Below are 17,402 nucleotides of genomic sequence, written 5' to 3'. Positions count from 1 at the left end.
CGGGTGCCGACTGCAATCACGGAATTCAATGGAGATGATGGGAATGTCGAGCCGAGCGCTCAGCCTCGCGACGGTATTGCTTCTGATTGGCTTCGGCGCGGTCGATACCGTTCTTGCGCAGGCGACGAACCTCGAGGCCGGCAAGACCCCGTCCCAGCTTTTCACTCAGACCTGCAACGCCTGCCACAAGAGCCCGCGTGGACTTCTGAAGTCCGTGGCGCCGGGTTCGCTGCCGGGCTTCTTGCGCCAACACTACACCACAAGCTCGGACATGGCGGGCGTCCTCGCCTCCTATCTCGTCTCCAATGGTGCCACCGACACCCGCTACCAGGCCAAGGACGGCAAGGACAAGAAGGACGGCGCCAAGGAGAAGGAAGCCAACACCGCTCCGGGCCAGTCGTCTGAACATCAGGGCCGCCGCCAGCGCTCGCAGGAGGCCGCGAAGCCGGAGGGCGAGGGTGCGGCTCCGGCCGCCGAGGGCGCGCGCCAGAAGCGTGCTGCGCGGCCGGCCGAGGAGGGCGCGAAGCCCGAGGGCCAGGCAGCCCCCGAGGGGCGTAAGGCCAAGCGCCGCAGCAAGCCTGGAACCGAGGAAGCACCGAAGGTCGACGCCGGCGCACCGGCAACTGAAGACAAGAAGAGCGAGCCGAAGCCCGAGTCAAAGCCTGAGACCGCCAAACCCGAGACCAAGCCTGACAGCGCCAGGGGCGAGCCCGAGGCCAAGCCCGAAGCCAAGCCTGATAGCGCGAAGGTCGAGCCGCGCGGCAGTGAAGCGCCGGCGTCGCGCCCCGATCCGGTCCCGCAGGTCGCGCCGACTACTCCAAGTGCCGCGAAGCCGGCCGAGCCGGCCGCGCCCAAGCCGGCGGAAGAGGCCGCCCCCAAGCCAGCCGCGCCTGCCGCCAGTTCCGAACCGGCGCCCGCGGCCAAACCGCAGGAATCGGCGCCGGCTGCGACCGCTGCGGCCCCGCCCGCGGCGCCAGCCGAGTCCTCCGGACCGCCCGCGCCGCCGATCTCGCGCTAGACCACCCAAATTTTCTCCAGAGGTAGCGGAGGTCGCGTTCGTCGCGGCCTCCGCATTGTCTTGACGACAAGTAGAGTGTAGCTCTAGAGTTATGCTCTAGACCAATGACTCTAGGAAGGCGTCGATGGCGGCGAGCGTGCGTGACGATCTGTTGGCGGCGGGGCTTGTCGTGTTCGACCGCGTCGGCTTCGAGGCCGCGACGGTGGCGGCGATCCGCGCCCGCGCGCGTGCGTCCAATGGCAGCTTCTTTCATGCCTTCGGCTCAAAGAAGGAGCTCGCCGGCGCGCTGTTCCTGGAGGTGCTCAGGCACTATCACGCCGCGGTGCTGACGGCGCTCGATCCCATGCCCGATGCGGAGCTGGGCATCGATCGCCTGATCCGGGCGCATCTCGACTGGGTCGTCACCAGCCGGCGCGAGGCGCGCTATCTCTTCGAGATCTCCCGCAGCGAATGGGGCGAGGACGTGCGGGATGCCCAGCGCGCGCAGAATGCGCGCCTTGCCGAAGGCATCGAGCGCTGGCGCGCGCCGCTGGTTGCAAGCGGCGAGTTCTTGCCGATGACCCCGGTGATGTTCGTCAGCCAGCTGATCGGTCCGGCGCAGATTTTCTGCCGCGCCTTCCTGTCGGGGCGCGACCGCACTGATCCGCGCATCGAGGCCGACACACTGATCGCCTGCGCCATCCGTGCGCTACGGCCACTCGATCGTATCAACAAGCAATAGGAGGAGATCGCATGCGAGCCGAAGCCGATCCGGAATTCGCAGCCGTTGCCGAGCGCATTCACGCCAATGTCGGCCGGCAGGGTTTCATGAACCTGGTCGGTGCCGAGCTGTCCGAACTGTCGCGCGGCACCTGCACCATCGCCGTGGAGCGCCGGCCGGAGCTGCTTCAGCAGCACGGCTTCTTCCACGGCGGCGTCACCGCCTTCCTGGTCGACAACGCCACGACGATCGCTGCCGCCACCTCGCGCGGCCAGCCGGCGCTGACGGCGGAATACAAGCTCAATTTGTTGTCGCCCGCGGTCGGCGAGAAGCTGATCTGCCGGGCAAAGGTGATCAAGCCCGGCCGCCAGGTCGCGGTGGTGGCGGCCGACGTATTCTGCGTCAGCGACGGCGTCGAGAAGCACACGGCAACGGCACTCGCCTCGATCGCGATGCTGAGCGAGGACGTCGCCGCCAAAACGAAAAGCCCGGCCGCCTGAGGCGACCGGGCTTCGCAGCTCGTGCGAACGTGAGGCTTTACTTCTCGGTCGCTTCCGCAGCCGGCGCCGGCTCGTCGTCGTGCTGGGCTTCCGGATCGAAGAACTCGCCGGCGGCAGCGATGGCCTCGGCGGCCGCGTCGCGGTCCTCGTTGCGGGTCGAGATGTCCTCGCCGCGGTTGATGCGCTCGGCTTCGTCCTGGCTGCGCGCGACCGTGACGGTGATCTCGACCTCGACCTCGGGGTGAACGGCAACGGTGACCGTGTGCTTGCCGATGGTCTTGATCGGCGCGTCGAGCTGCACCTGCGGACGGTCGAGATGGACGCCGTCGGCCTCGAAGGCCATGACGATGTCGCGCACGGTGACCGAGCCGAACAGCTGGCCGGCTTCGGAGGCCTGACGGATCACGATGATGTTCTTGCCCTGGATCTTCTCGGCGACCTTGGATGCCTCGCCCTTGGCCTGGAGGTTGCGCGCTTCGAGGTCGGCCTTCATGCCGTCATACTTGGCACGGTTGTCGGCGGTGGCGCGCAGCGCCTTGCCGCGCTTGAGCAGGAAATTGCGGGCATAGCCGTCGCGAACCTTCACGACTTCGCCCATCTGGCCGAGCTTGTTGACGCGTTCCAGCAAAATGACTTCCATATTCGTTCTCCTTTGAAGTGATCTGAGTTGCAGATTTCGGGTTGGACTTAAGGGGTTGGCAGCGGCGGCGGCTGCCGGCTGCGCAGGAAGCGCTCGCGGAAGCCGAACACGGAATCCGCAAGGCCAAGGATCACCATCGCGATCACGGGCCATCCGAACACAACGACGACGGCGTAGGTCGAGCCGAGCCAGAACGTGCGGCTCTTCAGCGCGAGCGTCAGCGTATGCAGCACGGCGAAGCCGGTCAGCGCATAGGCCATCATCAGCGCCGCCGTGGTGATCTGCGCGACGATGGCGAGCAGCCCGCCGGTGAAACAGAAGGCGAGGGCGATGCAGAGCACCACCAGCGTCATCGGCGGCAGTTCGGCGCTCATCAGATCCGGCCAGGGACGGCGCAGCCGGCCCGACGTCGCAGTCACCTTGGCGCTGAGCCAGAGGTTGAGGGTCAACGTCATCATCGCGACGATGGTGGCGGCGGCCGGTGCGATGCGCACGAGTGCGTCAACGAACTGGCTGGCTTCGCCGGAGGTTTGCGGGTCGGCGGCGCGGAGCAGCCGAATCATGCCTCGCCGCAGCGTGCCGGTGATGGTCTCGGCGTCGGTGCCGAGCGTGAGCAGGGCGGCCATCGTGGTCAGCGTGGCGAAGCCTGCGATCCAGAGCAGGATGCGGCCGACCGGATACCACTCGATCACGGGCTCGGCCGGCGGTTCGGCGGCGGAGGCATCCGGCGCGACACCTCCCACCTGCCTTCCGAGCAGGACGAGATGGCCGAGCCACCAGGCTGGCAACGCGACGGTGACGGCGAAGGCGATGCAGTAGGGCAGGCCGAACAGGGCGCCGAGGCCGACCGCGGCGGCGATGCCGCCCAGGCTCGCGCAAAGCGGTCCCCAGCCGATCGCTGCGACCATCAGCGGCAGCGGTGCGAGATAGAACAGGACGAGCGAGATCAGCGCGCCCGAAATGATCGAGGCGAACATCAGGGCCGACGCAGCGCCGGCGATCAGGGCTATCAGTCCAAAGGCCATCATCAGCTGTCCCGCTCCCTTCGAGCGGTTAGAGGCATCGTTTGCCCCAACCATCGGCGACCGGACGACCCGGAAGCCTTATGAGTTCAAGAAAGCAGCGACCGGCGGCTCGAGGGCCGCCGGTCGGATTGGTCGTATCAGCGAATAACGTAGGGCAACAGGCCCAGGAAGCGCGCGCGCTTGATGGCGCGGGCGAGCTCACGCTGCTTCTTCGCGGACACCGCGGTGATGCGGCTCGGCACGATCTTGCCGCGCTCGGAGACGTAACGCATCAGCAGCTTGGAGTCCTTGTAGTCGATCTTCGGAGCATTGGCGCCCGTGAACGGGCAGCTCTTGCGACGACGGAAAAACGGACGGCGTGCACCAGCTTCAGCCATTGATCTTACTCCCCATCCGTCGTGGTTTCAGCTTCTTCGCGCGGACGGCGCGGGCCGCGGTCACCGCGGAAGCCACCACCGTCACGATCGCCGCCACGGAAACCACCCTCGCGGTCGCCACGGAAGCCGCCGCCTTCGCGGTCGCGGAAGCCGCCGCCACGATCGTCACGCTCGCGGTCGCGATCCGCCTTGCGCATCATCGCGGACGGGCCTTCCTCGAGCTCTTCGACGCGGACGCTGAGATAGCGGATCACGTCTTCGCTGATGCGCTCCTGGCGCTCGATCTCGGCGATCGCCGCAGCGGGCGCGTCGATGTTGAGCAGCACGAAGTGCGCCTTGCGGTTCTTGTTCATGCGATAGGTGAGGGAGCGAACGCCCCAATTCTCGGTCTTGGTGACCTTGCCGCCGAGACCCTCGACGATACCGGTCATCTGCGCAGTCAGCTCCTCGACCTGCTGCGGGCTCGCGTCCTGACGCGCGAGAAAAACATGCTCATAAAGAGCCATGGTGGTCCTTTCCTCATGTTGGCGCATCGCCCGGCGTCAAGCCCTTAAGAGACCTTCGGAAAGGACTCTGGGATTAAGCTCAGAAGGCGGAAACACGGGACGACGGGCCGACTGGCCCTGCCACACCAAAATCACGAATGATTTGTTGAGACCGTCCGTTCAGCTCCCGGCCGGAGTCTGCGGATGCGCGCCTTATACGGATTTTGGCCGGCTTTGCAAGGATTGGAGGTCGAGTTTCGGCTCGGACGGACCTTGGGGCCCGTACATGGCCCGCAAATCTTACCCCGCTTGATTTCTTTGTTTGTATGGCATACAAATAAGTCAACGGGAGGATCCGATGGCAGACAATTCTGCCCATGTGCCGCTCGAAACGGGCGTCAGCGACCCCAAGCACGCGGCACGCGCCACCCGGTCGGCTGGCCGCAAGATGCGCTCGCTGCTGTTGGATGCGGCAAGCCCGCTGTTCCGCGAGCGGGGACTTTCGGGCACGGCAATCACGGACATCGCGGCCGCGGCGGACGCGTTCCCGAGCCAGATCACCTATTACTTCCGCACCAAGGAGGCGCTGTTCGTCGAATGCGCCTGCCGCGATCTCTTGTACCTCGCGCGTGCGACCGAGCAGGCGGCGCTGAAGGCGCGGACGCCGCAGGATTACACGCACGCGCTGGCCGCGACCGTGACCGCGAGCGATTCGATCGCCTTCTTCGCCGAGGCGTTGACGCTGACGCGGCGGCGCCAAGATCTCGCGCCCTTGGTCGAGCGCACCATCGAGCGGCTGCACAGCGAAGGCGCACGCGCCTATGCGGGGCAGGTGGCGCGGCACGGCTGGCGTTCCCTGCGCGCGCCCGATGAAAGCTCGCGGCGGTTCTGGGCCGTCGCCATCGGCGTCATCCTCGAAGGCTACGCCATGGGCCGCTCGCCCGAGGCGCTCTGCGCCGAGATGCTGCGCGTGCTCGGCGAGCAGGCGAAATCCACAGGAGATTCTGCGCGCTTGCGTCTCGTCGACGAGCGCGACGCGTCAACCACTTCGGATGAGGAGGGTTAGGCCATGACTGCGCTTCGCATGCGTGCCCGCGATTTCCTGACCGACGATCAACTGGCCGACGTGCGCCAGCGCGTGACGTGGAAGGGCGTCGCGATGATTGCGCACGCCTGGGGGCTCATCATCGGCGCGATCGCGCTGGTCGCGTGGTGGCCCAATCCGCTCACCTATGTTCTCGCTGTCGCCATCATCGGCTCGCGCCAGCTGGGCCTGTCGATTCTGATGCATGATGGCGCGCACGGCTGCCTGTCCGCGAACGAGAAGACCAATCTGACGCTGAGCCAGTGGTTTTGCGCCTATCCGCTGTTTGCGGAGACCCGCAGCTACCGGCGCTATCACTTGCAGCATCATGCGCGCACCCAGCAGGAAGACGATCCCGATCTCGTGTTGTCGGCGCCGTTTCCGATCACCAGGCTGAGCTATCGCCGCAAGTTCATTCGCGACATCACCGGACAGACCGGCTACCAGCAGCGCAAGTCGCAATTGCTCAACGCGCTCGGGCCAAAGGACTGGTCATGGCGGCAGCGTGCGACGCATTTCTGGGAGCAGCTCGGCCCGCAATGTGCGGTCAATGGGATCATGTTTGCAGCGCTCGCTGCGGCTGGCGTGTGGTGGGCCTATCCGCTGCTCTGGCTGGTGCCGCTGCTGACCTGGATGATGGTCATCACCCGCATCCGCAACATCGCCGAGCATGCCGTCGTCCCTGACAGCAATGACCCCTTGCGCAACACCCGCACCACGCATGCCAGTTTTCTCGAGCGCCTGTTCATCGCGCCGTACTACGTGAACTATCATCTCGAGCATCACCTCTTGTTCTACGTGCCATGCTACAATCTGCCGAAGGTGCATCGCCTGCTGAGCGCCAGCCGGCACGCCGGCCGCATGGAGGTGCAGCCGGGCTACGCCGCGGTGCTGCGGCTCGCCACCGCGAAGCCGAACCAGGACGATCGGCCGGGGCAACTGGTCAACAGCGCTCGCCGCGCACGGGCGGGGGCAGAGGTTGACGCCAACCAGACGGCCGGCGGATTCTAGCAAGCCACATCCCCGGTTGAACGCCGCCGGGTTTCCCATCTTGGCTTGACAGTCCGACCCCGGACAGTGTCTACGGCCCCCTTTGGAGCGTGATCCGGAACCTTGGCCCAAGGCCGCGCGTAATCGGCTGCCGGTCCCCGTGAGGATCACGCCCGACAAGCAGGGAGCGCCGATGACGGCAGCATTCACATTTCCGGGGCAGGGGTCCCAGGCCGCGGGCATGGGCAAGGCTCTGGCCGACGCCTTTCCGGTGGCGCGCGCCGTGTTCGACGAGATCGACGCCGCGCTGGGGGAGAAGTTGACGGCGACCATCTGGGATGGTCCGGCCGAAACCCTTCAGCTCACCGAAAACGCCCAGCCGGCACTGATGGCAGTCTCGATGGCCACCCTGCGCGTGCTTGAGTCCGAGGCTGGTTTTTCCGTGGCGCGGGACGCCGCCTTCGTCGCCGGCCACTCGCTCGGTGAATATTCAGCTTTGGCCGCTTCCGGCAGCCTGACGATCTCCGACACCGCGCGGCTGCTTCGCACCCGCGGTCTCGCAATGCAAAAGGCTGTCCCGGTCGGCGCCGGCGCGATGGCCGCGCTGCTCGGCCTCGATTACGAGGCGGCCATGGCGGTCGCTGGCGAGGCGGCGCAGGGGCAGGTCTGCCAGGCCGCCAACGACAATGGCGGAGGGCAAGTCGTGGTCTCCGGCGACAAGGCCGCGGTCGATCGCGCCGTCGAAATCGCCAAGGGCAAGGGCGCCAAGCGGGCGATGTTGCTGCCGGTGTCCGCGCCGTTCCATTGCAAGCTGATGCAGCCGGCTGCCGACGCCATGGCGGAAGCGCTTGCCAAGGTCACGATCAAGGCGCCGGCGGCGCCGCTGGTGTCGAACGTGCTGGCGAGCGCCATCACCGATCCCGACGAGATCCGCCGCCGCCTGGTCGAGCAGGTCACCGGCACGGTGCGTTGGCGCGAGTCGGTTGCCTATATGGCAGGGCAGGGCGTCACCCGTTTCTTCGAGATCGGCGCCGGCAAGGTGCTGACTGGCCTCGTCAAGCGCATCGCTGACGGCGCCGTCGGTGTTGCGGTCGGTGGTCCTAACGACATTGCCGCTGCCAAGGATGCATTGGCCGCTGCGAAGCAGGCCTGAAGGAGTTTATCGATGTTCGATCTGACTGGCCGAAAGGCGCTCGTCACCGGCGCGACCGGCGGCATCGGCGGCGCGATCGCGCAGGCGCTGCACGCGCAGGGCGCTACCGTCGCGATTTCCGGAACGCGCAAGGAGGTGCTGGATGAGCTTGCCGGCAAGCTCGGCGAGCGCACCCATGTGCTGCCCTGCAATCTCTCCAAGGCCGATGAGGTCGAGGCATTGGTGCCCGCTGCGGAAGCCGCGATGGGCCAGGTCGACATTCTCATCGCCAATGCCGGCATCACCCGGGACAATCTCTTCGTGCAGCTGCGCGACGAGGATTGGGAGGAGGTTATCAACGTCAATCTGACCGCGACCTTCCGCCTGGCTCGCGCCGCGACCAAATTGATGATGCGCAAGCGCTTCGGCCGCATCATCGCCATCACCTCCGTGGTGGGCGTCACCGGTAATCCGGGGCAGGGCAACTACACGGCGTCGAAGGCCGGCCTGATCGGCATGATCAAGACGCTAGGCGCCGAATACGCCAAGCGCGGCGTCACCGCGAACTGCATCGCGCCCGGCTTCATCAAGACGCCGATGACGGATGCGCTCAACGACAAGCAGCGCGAAACGATTCTGACCAAGGTTCCGGCGGCCCGCCTGGGGACACCCGAAGACATTGCGGCGGCCGCGGTCTACCTGAGCTCGAACGAAGCGGCTTACGTCACCGGGCAAACCATCCACGTCAACGGCGGCATGGCCATGATCTGACGTTCATTCCGCACTGCCCACAGAAGCCGGCGCCGGATGCGGCAAACGGCCGTTTCCGGTGCGAAATGAGGCTTGTAGTCAAGGCAATTGAAGTATGATAACCGGACCTTCAACGGATGGGCAAAGAACGCCATTGCAGGTTTTTGAAACCCTGTATATTGGCGATGGGGAGCCTTGGCCGTCGTTCGCCGGGCCTTGCATCGGTTAGGATGGGGCCAAATCAAAGTTCGTAAGCGAAGGCAGTCAAACGACCACGACGGCTCGTATCGTCCCGGGGGGTCGGGTCTACAGGGAACAACACGAGGTTAAGCAATGAGTGACATTGGCGAGCGGGTTAAGAAGATCGTGGTCGAACACCTTGGTGTTGAACCCGAGAAGGTTGTCGACAACGCGAGCTTCATCGACGACCTCGGCGCCGACAGTCTGGACACCGTCGAGCTGGTGATGGCGTTCGAAGAGGAATTCGGTTGCGAGATTCCGGACGACGCCGCGGAAACGATTCTCACCGTCGGCGACGCCACGAAGTTTCTCGAGAAGAACGCGAAGAGCTAAGGCTCTTCATTTCGCGGGGACAACATTGAAACCGGACGGGCCGCTTCCCAGCGGTCAGCCGGTTTCTTGTTATTGGCCGTGAGGCTTTCGATACGGAGTTTTCGGATATGAGGCGGGTTGTCGTCACGGGTCTTGGCATGGTGTCGCCACTCGGCTGCGGCGTCGAACCGACCTGGAAACGCATCCTCAACGGCGAAAGCGGTGCGCGACTGATCGAGAGCTTCGATGTCTCCGATCTTCAGACCAAATACGCATGCACCGTCGTGCGCGGGGACGGCACCAACGACACCTTCAATCCCGACAAGTGGATGGAGCCGAAGGACCAGCGCAAGGTTGACGACTTCATCATCTTCGGCATGGCCGCAGCCGGCCAGGCGCTCGACGATGCCAACTGGCATCCCGAGACCGAGGAGGACAAGTGCGCGACCGGAACCATGATCGGATCCGGCATCGGCGGCCTCAACGGTATCGCCGACACCGCGATCCTGTTGAAGGAGCGCGGGCCGCGCCGGGTATCCCCGTTTTTCATTCCGGGCCGTCTGATCAATCTCGCCTCCGGCTATGTCTCGATCGCGCACGGGCTGAAGGGACCGAACCATTCGGTGGTCACGGCCTGCTCGACCGGCGCGCATGCGGTCGGCGATGCCGCCCGCCTGATCGCGCTCGGCGATGCCGATGTCATGGTGGCCGGCGGCGCGGAATCGCCGATCAGCCGCATCGGCATTGCCGGCTTCAATGCCGCGCGGGCGCTGTCGACCGGTTTCAACGAGACGCCCGAGAAGGCCTCGCGGCCCTATGACAAGGACCGTGACGGCTTCGTGATGGGCGAGGGCGCCGGCGTCCTGGTGCTTGAGGAGCTCGAGCACGCCAGGCGCCGTGGTGCGAAGATCTACGCCGAGGTGATCGGCTACGGCCTTTCAGGCGATGCCTACCACATCACCTCGCCGTCGCCCGACGGCGATGGCGGCTTCCGCAGCATGTCGGCAGCGCTCAAACGCGCCGGCCTGACGGCAGCCGATCTCGACTACATCAATGCGCACGGCACCTCGACACCGCTCGGCGACGAGATCGAGCTCGGAGCGGTGGAGCGTCTGCTCGGTAATGCCGCCTCAAAGGTTGCGATGTCCTCGACCAAGTCGTCGACCGGTCATCTCCTCGGCGCGGCCGGCGCGATCGAAGCGATCTTCGCCATTCTCGCGATTCGCGATAATGTCGTGCCGCCGACCATCAACCTCGACAATCCGTCGGTCGAGACCGCGATCGATCTCGTGCCGCACACGGCGAAGAAGCGTGAGGTCAACGTCGCATTGTCGAACTCTTTCGGTTTTGGCGGCACCAATGCCTCGGTGATCGTCCGGCGTTTGGCCAGTTAATTTAACTTTGAGACGAATCCACCGTTTTGCCGTATTCGGCGATAGTCATAGAAGTGGGCGCGTGCATTTGGCTCGGCAAGTGATTGTCAGGCCGCGATTGAACCGGCAGGATTCAGGTTGCTTCGATGAGTGAAAGGCCGCCCATTTCGCCCCGGAGTCCGCGGGCTGCGCTGGAGCCCGAGCAGGTCCCGCCGCCGCCGAAGCGATCGGACCGCGCGCGCAATCCTTTCGTGGTGGTCGGCAACGCCATCATCACGCTGCTGCTGATCGCCATGCTCGGCGCCGGCGGCGTCTATTATTACGGCCGGCAGGTGTTAGAAGCACCCGGGCCGCTGAGGGAAGACAAGATCGTCAACATCCCGCAGCGCGCGGGCAAGCGCGATATCGCCGAGACACTCAACCGGGAAGGCGTCACCGACATCAATCCCTGGGTGTTCATTGCCAGCGTCGCCGCGTTGAAGGCGAGTTCGGATCTCAAGCCCGGTGAATATTCGTTCCAGAAGAACGCGTCCTTGCGCGACGTCATCGCCACCATCGTCGAGGGCAAGGTGGTGCAGCACGCCGTCACGATCCCGGAAGGCCTGACCTCCGAGCAGATCGTGGCGCGGCTGTCCGACAACGACATCTTCACCGGCAGCGTGCGTGAGCTGCCGCGCGAAGGCACGCTGTTACCGGAGACCTACAAGTTCCCGCGCGGCACCACGCGCGAGCAGGTGATCCAGCGCATGCAGCAGGCGCACAAGCGCGTGCTGGCCGAGATCTGGGAGCGCCGCAACCAGGACATTCCGGTGAAGACGCCGGAGCAGCTGGTGACGCTGGCGTCCATCGTCGAGAAGGAAACCGGCAAGCCGGACGAGCGCAGCCGTGTCGCCGCCGTGTTCACCAATCGCCTGAAGCAGCGGATCAAGCTGCAGTCCGATCCGACCATCATCTACGGCCTCGTCGGCGGCAAGGGTACGCTGGGCCGCCCGATCAAGCGCAGCGAGATCACGCAGCCCTCGCCCTACAACACCTATGTGATCGAGGGCCTGCCGCCGGGCCCGATCTCCAATCCGGGCCGCGCCTCGCTGGAAGCTGCCGCCAACCCGGCGCGCACCCGCGATCTCTATTTCGTCGCCGACGGCACCGGCGGGCATGCCTTCACCGAGACCTACGACGCGCACCAGAAGAATGTCGCGAAACTCCGCGCGATGGAGAAGCAGATCCAGAACGACACGGTCGAGCCGGCCGAGGACGCGCAGCCGCCGGCCGCTGCTGCTCCGGCCGCCACCGACCCGCCGACGGCGACCACGCCGGCGCGGCCCAATCAGCAGAAAAAGCAGCCGTCGCGGCCTGCCAATCCCGCACCGGCCCGGCAGGGCGCGGTGCAGCCGTCGCCGCCGGTGGTCCAGCGCTAGGCTGGCGCAGACCTGCCCGCGGACATTGCGGATTCCACTTTCCGGCAAAATAGTCTTAAGATTCGCGTGGCTTGATGGCCTCGCGAATCCCCTGCTCCTGGAGAATCTCAACCGATGGCGCTGTCGTCCATGACCGGCTTTGCCCGAAGCCACGGCGCAAGCGGGCCGTACACGTTCGAATGGGAGTTGAAGTCGGTCAATGCCAAGGGCTTTGACCTCAGGGTGCGGTTGCCGCAGGGGTTCGACGAGGTCGAGGCCCACGCCAAGAAACGCGCCGGCGAGCTGCTGTCGCGCGGTACCGTCTACGCCAATCTCAACGTCAAGCGCGCCAACGCCGCCGCCACCGTCCGCGTCAACGAGGACGTGCTCAACGCCGTCCTGAAGGCCGCCGCCGTGATTTCCGGCAAGATCGACGCTGTCGCGCCGAGCATCGACGGCCTGCTCGCCATCAAGGGCGTCGTCGAGGTCGCCGAGCCCGAGGGCGACGAGGAGGAGGACCAGGCCGCGCGCACGGCCGCAGCGGAGGCCTTCGACCGGGCGCTCGCCGATCTCGTCGCGATGCGCAAGCGCGAGGGCACCTCGCTCGGGCAGATCCTGACCCAGCGCGTCGACGAGATCGAGCAGCTGGCGAACAAGGCGGAAGGATCGCCCGGCCGCAAGCCCGAGGCGATCAAGGCGAAGCTGGCCGAGCAGATCGCGGCGCTGCTCGACACCTCCGACCGTTTCGATGCCGATCGCCTGATGCAGGAGGCGATCCTGATCGCGACCAAGGCCGACATCCGCGAGGAGCTCGACCGCATTGCCTCGCACGTCGCGCAGGCGCGCGAGCTGATCGGCAAGGGCGGCCCGATCGGCCGCAAGCTCGATTTCCTGGCGCAGGAGTTTCACCGCGAGGTCAACACCTGCTGCTCGAAGTCGAACGACATCGAGCTCACCAATACGGGGCTCGCCATGAAGAACGTGGTCGAGCAATTCCGCGAGCAGGTCCAGAATCTGGAGTGATCGATGACGACGGGCGGTCACGGAACTGACGGTGTCGAGCGGCGCGGACTGATGTTCGTGCTGTCCTCGCCCTCGGGCGCGGGCAAGACGACGCTGTCGCGTCTCCTGATCGAGCGAATGCCCGGCTTGAAAATGTCGGTCTCGGCGACCACGCGCGCGATGCGGCCGGGCGAGGTCAACGGCAAGGATTATTCGTTCGTCGACAAGGCGACGTTCGAGGCGATGGTGAAGGCGGGCGAGCTGCTGGAATGGGCGACGGTGTTCGACAACAGCTACGGCACGCCGCGCGGGCCGGTCGAGGCGGCCCTGTCAGCCGGGCAGGACGTGCTGTTCGACATCGACTGGCAGGGCACGCAGCAGCTGCGCGAGAAGGCGCGCGCCGACGTCGTCAGCGTCTTCATCCTGCCGCCCTCGGCCGACGATCTCGAGAAGCGCCTGCACTCGCGCGCGCAGGATTCCGACGACGTGATCCGCAAGCGCATGAGCCGGGCCAGCCACGAGATGAGCCACTGGGCCGAGTACGACTACATCGTGATCAATCACGACGTCGACGAGGCCTTCGCCGAGGTGCAGTCGATCCTGAAGGCCGAGCGGCTCAAGCGCGAGCGGCGGATCGGCCTCGTAGGCTTCGTTCGAAGTTTGCAAGGTCAGCTTCAAGGTTAGCCCGCGACAGCCGCGGCCCTTCCTTGGCCAGCCGTTCCAGCATCGTCGTGACCACGTCGACGTCGACCGCATCCTGGTCGTGACCTGCCGGCGCGTCATTGCGCTCCTCGCCGATCTCCTTCGCGACGAGCTGGGGCGTAGCAGCCTGGATCTCGAATTCCCGGTCGAACATCTTGATCTCGACCTCGTCGCTTCTGATCTCGTCGTGTTCTGGGGCAGGGACCGCGGCGCGCTGTTTGCGCGCGTCGATCAGATCGAGCTCGCGGCCGATCGCGGCAAGTTTGGTCACCTGTCTTGACGCTTGCGGACGTGCGGCATCGAAGTCGATGGGGCGCGGCGGCTGCGCGTCGGTCAACCCTGCAGCGAGCCAGGGGGCGTGGCTTGCGTCCTGATCCTGCGTCGCATGATTGTCCCAATAGGCGTGCCGGTCGGTCAACTTGACGCGGCGGGCGCGCGCGCCGGCGAAACGATAGATGAGGCTGCCGAGGAGGCCGGCGAGCGCGAGCGCGCCGCCAATCACGAGCAGCAGTGTCGGGAGCGAGCCGGTCGGCTTGTCGGTGCTGCTGTCTGCTGCGCCGAGGGGCGCCGGGGCAGGGGACTTTGCCGGCTTCGCGCTCGGCGGCGGCGCGGCCGCGACGGGCGCCTGCGCCGGCTGCGGTGCAGCCGCGACGGGAACTTGCGCCGGTTGCGGTGCGGGCGCAGGGGACGCAGTGGTCGGATCAGGCCAGCGCGTGGCGACGGCAGGCTGAGGCGCGGTGTCGGTGGCCGGCGGCTGTTGCGCGACCGTCGGCGCGCTAGCTGCGGCCGGCACGGGCGCGGTCACGTTCGCAGTGCCCGGCGCGGCACCGGTCTGCTGCTTAACGTACTCGGCGCGCGCGTTCTGCACCGTCTGCGGTGCCGGTGAAGCGGTATCTGTATCTTGCGCAACCTTTGCGTCGGGCGCCGTCCGCGCGCTCCGGGTGGCCTTGCTGCCTTCGGCGCGCAGATACCAGCATTTCTGCTTGGTCGAGCGCTCCAGACGATAGTACCAGTGCTGCCCATCCGGGGCGACGCCCCTCGGCGAGGCGAGGCAGTCGGCGGCCGTATCGACTGTGCTCGTCGCCGTAGGCGCGTTCTGCGACATGGCGGCCAGTGGCGCGCCGGCAATGATGCTGCCGACAAGCGCGGATATGAACTTTGCGGTGCGGTTGCCCATCCTGGTCTCCCGGTTACGCGACGCAACTCTTTACTGGCCCCTTGTCATCAAAGACTTGGGTGGCAATGAGCCGCAAATCCGGAGAGGATGTGGCTTGAATCGGGCCTGCGGAGCGTTCGTTCCGCAGCGAAATCGGGCATTTCTCTGACGTTATTGCTTGGCGGAGGTCCAGGTTCCGCCGCAGCCGTCGGAGCGGCGCCAGGTCCCGGACCCGCTGCGGCCGGAGAGGCGGCCCGCGCTGGTGAAGGTTACGCCCTCGCCCTGGCCGCGCGTGCTGACCGAGCCGCTCGAGCTGACGGTTCCGCTGACGCCTTGGCCGATGATCCTGCCCGAGGAGACCACGACTGCGCCGCTCGTCGAGCCGCCGCAGCCGACGCTCGTGACGTGCCAGGCTCCGTCAAAGCCTCCACCGCCGCCACCCCCGCCGCTTCGTCGCGATGACGCGCGCGGTTCTTCGGCCGGCTTGCTTCGGCGCGCGGACGGGGCGGGCTCGGCCGAGCGCTCTGAAGCACCATCCTGGCGCGAGCCGGACAGCGACTTCTCGTCGTTGCCGATCGTGCCGCCGGCGCTGCCGGACTGCGCGAAGGCAGACATTGATCCGAGGGCGACGGTGAGGAGAAAGGAGAGGGCAGTCGTACGATTGACAGAAGGGGGCATGAGCAAACAATCCAGAAATGAAAAAATGCGATCAGCGGCCCGAGCCGTCGGCGCAGACGGACCCGATAATGCGGCAAGCTTTGCCAGCCTTGCCGCAATCGTCAAGCGCGGCGTCTTTCGCGCGCTGCACGCTCTCGCGCTGGACCAGCGACCAGGACTTGTCGGAAATGGCGAACGCGCCGCACCGGTTGCCGTAAAACGAGAGCTCGATCGGGCATTTGGCGCCGCCGCAATTGCCGCGCGCGTCCGCCACCGCCGCGCGCCGCGAGGCGTGGTTCCACGAGATCCCCCATTTGCTGTCATCGGGCCCATAGACGATCGAGCCCCAGGGCCTGAGATCCTCCATCTTGCGCATCCGCAGCAGCAGGCCTTCGGTCGCCTCGCCGGTCGGCGCGATGGCGATCCGCTGCTGGAGTTTCGTGATGGCGCGCGTCAGGCCATCGGGCGTATCGGGGTCGAAATTGAGCTCGTACAGCCGCTCGCTGAGTTCGCTGAGCAACGCGGCATCACGCAGCGGCACGCGATCTGGATCGGCGCGCAGGCGTTCCGCCGCCAGCGGATCGGGCTGCAGCGCCGCCACCTGCGGCGGGGCGGTTTGCGTCGGCGGCACGAAATAGAAGGTGCCATCGATCGGCGAGGAGGAGACCCAGGGCTGCTGCGCGCCCGCGGTGGCGCGCTTCACGGCGAGGCCGACCTGGTTGAAGGTCTGGAACACGTCGAGGCCCGCGGTCCGGATCGTCGCGGCGAGCGCCTTCGTGTAGGGGCTGTGGCCGTCGCTGCCGTCCTGGGCAACGTTGCCAGGCTGCGTCGCGTAGGAGATCAGCGTGCCCTCGGGCGCACGCATTTGAGCAAGGCCGCCGTCGGATGATCGCAAGCCGCGTGAGCCGAACGGGTTGTTGCGGCAGGCATCGAGGATCACGAGGTTGAGGCGCGTGCCGGAGCCCTGCATCTGGCGCAGCACGAGATTGACATCGGTCATCTGGAAGTCGACGTCGGCCTCGCGCGTCGGATTGGCGCCGACAGGCACGAGATAGTTTGAGCCCGAGACCTGCACGCCGTGACCGGCGTAGTAGAACAGCGCAACGTCGGCGCCCTGGACCTGCCGGCCAAAATTCTGCACCGCGACGTCCATCGCGCCCTTGTCGAGATCGAGCTGGGCGCGGCCGCCGACCAGCGCGAAGCCGAGCGCGGAGAGCGTCTGCGCCATCAGGCTGGCATCCTTCGAGGGATTGTCGAGCGGCGTGATGTTCTTGTAGGCGGAGTTGCCGACCACGAGCGCGATGCGCTTCTCGGCCGATGCCGGGTGCGCTACGGCGGCGAGCGTTGCCGCAACCAGCGCCGCCAGCCCGACAACGCGATTGAAAATCCTCGCGCGCATCAAAAATTCCTCAAGGCAATGGCACCAAGCTAACATCCCGGGGCGCGCGCGAAAAGCGGTTCGACAGTCGGTATGATCACGGGCCGGCGCGCACCGAAATGGCAGGGCATGGCTGCGCGCTCCCGCGGCGCGTTTCGCCCCGATCCGCGCCGACGCGTCCACCGCCACCCGGCCCGCATCTCGTGACGGTCGCGAACGCCCCTTTGGCAGGGCCGGGATGCCGCGATATATGCCATAAATCCGAAATTCGGAAAAGTAAAATATCTTCGCGCCGCGGGCTTGACGGGGTGTGTTGCCCGACGCCTCACGGGGTGTCCTAAATTGCCATGAGCGGTGTCCCAAGTTCGCTATTGAACCAAAAGCGACATGGGCTAGTCTACCTGCACATGAAAGAGATGCTGGCCCATCTAGAACTGCTCCGCGTGGAAATCGCTGACTACGAGCGCCTTCAAGAGGCAGCAAC

At 66.1% G+C, this 17,402-nt stretch carries 19 protein-coding genes; 12 read left to right on the top strand and 7 right to left on the bottom strand.

The features are described 5' to 3' along the window. Positions 1-43: 43 nt before the first annotated feature. The 3 genes from NLM27_RS15520 to NLM27_RS15510 all read left to right on the top strand — a co-directional run bounded on the left by NLM27_RS15520 (position 44) and on the right by NLM27_RS15510 (position 2,218). A complete protein-coding gene (locus NLM27_RS15520; protein ID WP_254144130.1) occupies positions 44-1,018 on the top strand; it encodes a hypothetical protein in 975 nt (324 codons plus the stop codon). A gap of 124 nt (positions 1,019-1,142) precedes the next feature. Continuing rightward, positions 1,143-1,739: a TetR/AcrR family transcriptional regulator gene (locus NLM27_RS15515; RefSeq protein ID WP_254144129.1), complete on the top strand. Its 597-nt coding sequence runs from the start codon at positions 1,143-1,145 to the stop codon at positions 1,737-1,739. 11 nt (positions 1,740-1,750) lie between these two features. Next, positions 1,751-2,218 carry a PaaI family thioesterase gene (locus tag NLM27_RS15510; protein WP_254144128.1) on the top strand — a complete coding sequence of 156 codons (468 nt, stop codon included), beginning with the start codon at positions 1,751-1,753 and terminating at the stop codon, positions 2,216-2,218. A gap of 37 nt (positions 2,219-2,255) precedes the next feature. Here NLM27_RS15510 and rplI read toward each other — a convergent pair whose 3' ends face one another. The 4 genes from rplI to rpsF form a co-directional block, all read right to left on the bottom strand. Continuing rightward, positions 2,256-2,858, bottom strand: coding sequence for a 50S ribosomal protein L9 (gene rplI, locus NLM27_RS15505; RefSeq protein WP_254144127.1), 603 nt, complete (start codon positions 2,856-2,858; stop codon positions 2,256-2,258). Positions 2,859-2,905: 47 nt separating this feature from the next. Beyond that, positions 2,906-3,886 (bottom strand): DUF2232 domain-containing protein, encoded by a 981-nt coding sequence (locus tag NLM27_RS15500; protein WP_254144126.1) that lies wholly within the window; start codon positions 3,884-3,886, stop codon positions 2,906-2,908. A 134-nt stretch (positions 3,887-4,020) separates the two neighbouring features. After that, positions 4,021-4,260 carry a 30S ribosomal protein S18 gene (rpsR, locus tag NLM27_RS15495; RefSeq protein WP_007592020.1) on the bottom strand — a complete coding sequence of 80 codons (240 nt, stop codon included), beginning with the start codon at positions 4,258-4,260 and terminating at the stop codon, positions 4,021-4,023. A gap of 5 nt (positions 4,261-4,265) precedes the next feature. Further along, the gene (gene rpsF / locus NLM27_RS15490) at positions 4,266-4,766 is read right to left on the bottom strand and encodes a 30S ribosomal protein S6 (protein WP_212027631.1); all 501 of its coding nucleotides are present in this window, start codon (positions 4,764-4,766) and stop codon (positions 4,266-4,268) included. Positions 4,767-5,103: 337 nt separating this feature from the next. Here rpsF and NLM27_RS15485 point away from each other — a divergent pair, with 337 nt between their 5' ends. The 9 genes from NLM27_RS15485 (at position 5,104) to gmk (ending at position 13,709) form a co-directional block, all read left to right on the top strand. After that, positions 5,104-5,811, top strand: coding sequence for a TetR/AcrR family transcriptional regulator C-terminal domain-containing protein (locus tag NLM27_RS15485; RefSeq protein WP_254144125.1), 708 nt, complete (start codon positions 5,104-5,106; stop codon positions 5,809-5,811). Positions 5,812-5,814: 3 nt separating this feature from the next. Then, the gene (locus tag NLM27_RS15480) at positions 5,815-6,840 is read left to right on the top strand and encodes a fatty acid desaturase family protein (RefSeq protein ID WP_254144124.1); all 1,026 of its coding nucleotides are present in this window, start codon (positions 5,815-5,817) and stop codon (positions 6,838-6,840) included. A gap of 172 nt (positions 6,841-7,012) precedes the next feature. Further along, a complete protein-coding gene (fabD, locus tag NLM27_RS15475) occupies positions 7,013-7,972 on the top strand; it encodes an ACP S-malonyltransferase (protein WP_254144123.1) in 960 nt (319 codons plus the stop codon). A 12-nt stretch (positions 7,973-7,984) separates the two neighbouring features. After that, positions 7,985-8,722: a 3-oxoacyl-[acyl-carrier-protein] reductase gene (gene fabG / locus NLM27_RS15470; RefSeq protein WP_254144122.1), complete on the top strand. Its 738-nt coding sequence runs from the start codon at positions 7,985-7,987 to the stop codon at positions 8,720-8,722. A gap of 312 nt (positions 8,723-9,034) precedes the next feature. Next, entirely contained in the window at positions 9,035-9,274 is a 240-nt protein-coding gene (locus NLM27_RS15465; protein ID WP_008551805.1) for an acyl carrier protein, read from the top strand. A gap of 107 nt (positions 9,275-9,381) precedes the next feature. Next, on the top strand, positions 9,382-10,647 hold the full coding sequence (gene fabF / locus NLM27_RS15460; protein WP_254144121.1) for a beta-ketoacyl-ACP synthase II: 1,266 nt from the start codon (positions 9,382-9,384) through the stop codon (positions 10,645-10,647). Positions 10,648-10,772: 125 nt separating this feature from the next. Next, positions 10,773-12,044: an endolytic transglycosylase MltG gene (mltG, locus tag NLM27_RS15455; protein WP_254144120.1), complete on the top strand. Its 1,272-nt coding sequence runs from the start codon at positions 10,773-10,775 to the stop codon at positions 12,042-12,044. Positions 12,045-12,158: 114 nt separating this feature from the next. Further along, a complete protein-coding gene (locus tag NLM27_RS15450; RefSeq protein WP_254144119.1) occupies positions 12,159-13,046 on the top strand; it encodes a YicC/YloC family endoribonuclease in 888 nt (295 codons plus the stop codon). Between the two features lie 3 nt (positions 13,047-13,049). Beyond that, positions 13,050-13,709, top strand: coding sequence for a guanylate kinase (gene gmk / locus NLM27_RS15445; RefSeq protein WP_254144118.1), 660 nt, complete (start codon positions 13,050-13,052; stop codon positions 13,707-13,709). Here the strand turns inward: gmk and NLM27_RS15440 are convergent. The 3 genes from NLM27_RS15440 to NLM27_RS15430 all read right to left on the bottom strand — a co-directional run bounded on the left by NLM27_RS15440 (position 13,642) and on the right by NLM27_RS15430 (position 16,939). Next, positions 13,642-14,904 (bottom strand): hypothetical protein, encoded by a 1,263-nt coding sequence (locus NLM27_RS15440; protein ID WP_254144117.1) that lies wholly within the window; start codon positions 14,902-14,904, stop codon positions 13,642-13,644. The two genes, gmk and NLM27_RS15440, sit on opposite strands and share 68 nt — an antisense overlap. A 150-nt stretch (positions 14,905-15,054) precedes the next feature. Next, complete coding sequence (locus tag NLM27_RS15435) at positions 15,055-15,561, bottom strand: hypothetical protein (RefSeq protein ID WP_254144116.1); 507 nt, start codon at positions 15,559-15,561, stop codon at positions 15,055-15,057. A gap of 31 nt (positions 15,562-15,592) precedes the next feature. Next, positions 15,593-16,939, bottom strand: a complete 1,347-nt coding sequence (locus tag NLM27_RS15430; protein WP_254144115.1) for a caspase family protein — start codon at positions 16,937-16,939, stop codon at positions 15,593-15,595. Between the last annotated feature and the right edge of the window lie 463 nt (positions 16,940-17,402).

This window comes from Bradyrhizobium sp. CCGB12, from assembly GCF_024199845.1.
GTDB lineage: Bacteria > Pseudomonadota > Alphaproteobacteria > Rhizobiales > Xanthobacteraceae > Bradyrhizobium.
The sequence above is the reverse complement of the archived record's forward strand: the minus strand, read 5'-3'. Positions and strand labels throughout refer to the sequence as shown.

Coding starts and splice junctions, on each gene's coding strand:
- NLM27_RS15520 (WP_254144130.1), top strand. CDS start 44: ATGTCGAGCCGAGCGCTCAGCCTCGCGACGGTATTGCTTCTGATTGGC.
- NLM27_RS15515 (WP_254144129.1), top strand. CDS start 1,143: ATGGCGGCGAGCGTGCGTGACGATCTGTTGGCGGCGGGGCTTGTCGTG.
- NLM27_RS15510 (WP_254144128.1), top strand. CDS start 1,751: ATGCGAGCCGAAGCCGATCCGGAATTCGCAGCCGTTGCCGAGCGCATT.
- rplI (WP_254144127.1), bottom strand. CDS start 2,858: ATGGAAGTCATTTTGCTGGAACGCGTCAACAAGCTCGGCCAGATGGGC.
- NLM27_RS15500 (WP_254144126.1), bottom strand. CDS start 3,886: ATGATGGCCTTTGGACTGATAGCCCTGATCGCCGGCGCTGCGTCGGCC.
- rpsR (WP_007592020.1), bottom strand. CDS start 4,260: ATGGCTGAAGCTGGTGCACGCCGTCCGTTTTTCCGTCGTCGCAAGAGC.
- rpsF (WP_212027631.1), bottom strand. CDS start 4,766: ATGGCTCTTTATGAGCATGTTTTTCTCGCGCGTCAGGACGCGAGCCCG.
- NLM27_RS15485 (WP_254144125.1), top strand. CDS start 5,104: ATGGCAGACAATTCTGCCCATGTGCCGCTCGAAACGGGCGTCAGCGAC.
- NLM27_RS15480 (WP_254144124.1), top strand. CDS start 5,815: ATGACTGCGCTTCGCATGCGTGCCCGCGATTTCCTGACCGACGATCAA.
- fabD (WP_254144123.1), top strand. CDS start 7,013: ATGACGGCAGCATTCACATTTCCGGGGCAGGGGTCCCAGGCCGCGGGC.
- fabG (WP_254144122.1), top strand. CDS start 7,985: ATGTTCGATCTGACTGGCCGAAAGGCGCTCGTCACCGGCGCGACCGGC.
- NLM27_RS15465 (WP_008551805.1), top strand. CDS start 9,035: ATGAGTGACATTGGCGAGCGGGTTAAGAAGATCGTGGTCGAACACCTT.
- fabF (WP_254144121.1), top strand. CDS start 9,382: ATGAGGCGGGTTGTCGTCACGGGTCTTGGCATGGTGTCGCCACTCGGC.
- mltG (WP_254144120.1), top strand. CDS start 10,773: ATGAGTGAAAGGCCGCCCATTTCGCCCCGGAGTCCGCGGGCTGCGCTG.
- NLM27_RS15450 (WP_254144119.1), top strand. CDS start 12,159: ATGGCGCTGTCGTCCATGACCGGCTTTGCCCGAAGCCACGGCGCAAGC.
- gmk (WP_254144118.1), top strand. CDS start 13,050: ATGACGACGGGCGGTCACGGAACTGACGGTGTCGAGCGGCGCGGACTG.
- NLM27_RS15440 (WP_254144117.1), bottom strand. CDS start 14,904: ATGGGCAACCGCACCGCAAAGTTCATATCCGCGCTTGTCGGCAGCATC.
- NLM27_RS15435 (WP_254144116.1), bottom strand. CDS start 15,561: ATGCCCCCTTCTGTCAATCGTACGACTGCCCTCTCCTTTCTCCTCACC.
- NLM27_RS15430 (WP_254144115.1), bottom strand. CDS start 16,939: ATGCGCGCGAGGATTTTCAATCGCGTTGTCGGGCTGGCGGCGCTGGTT.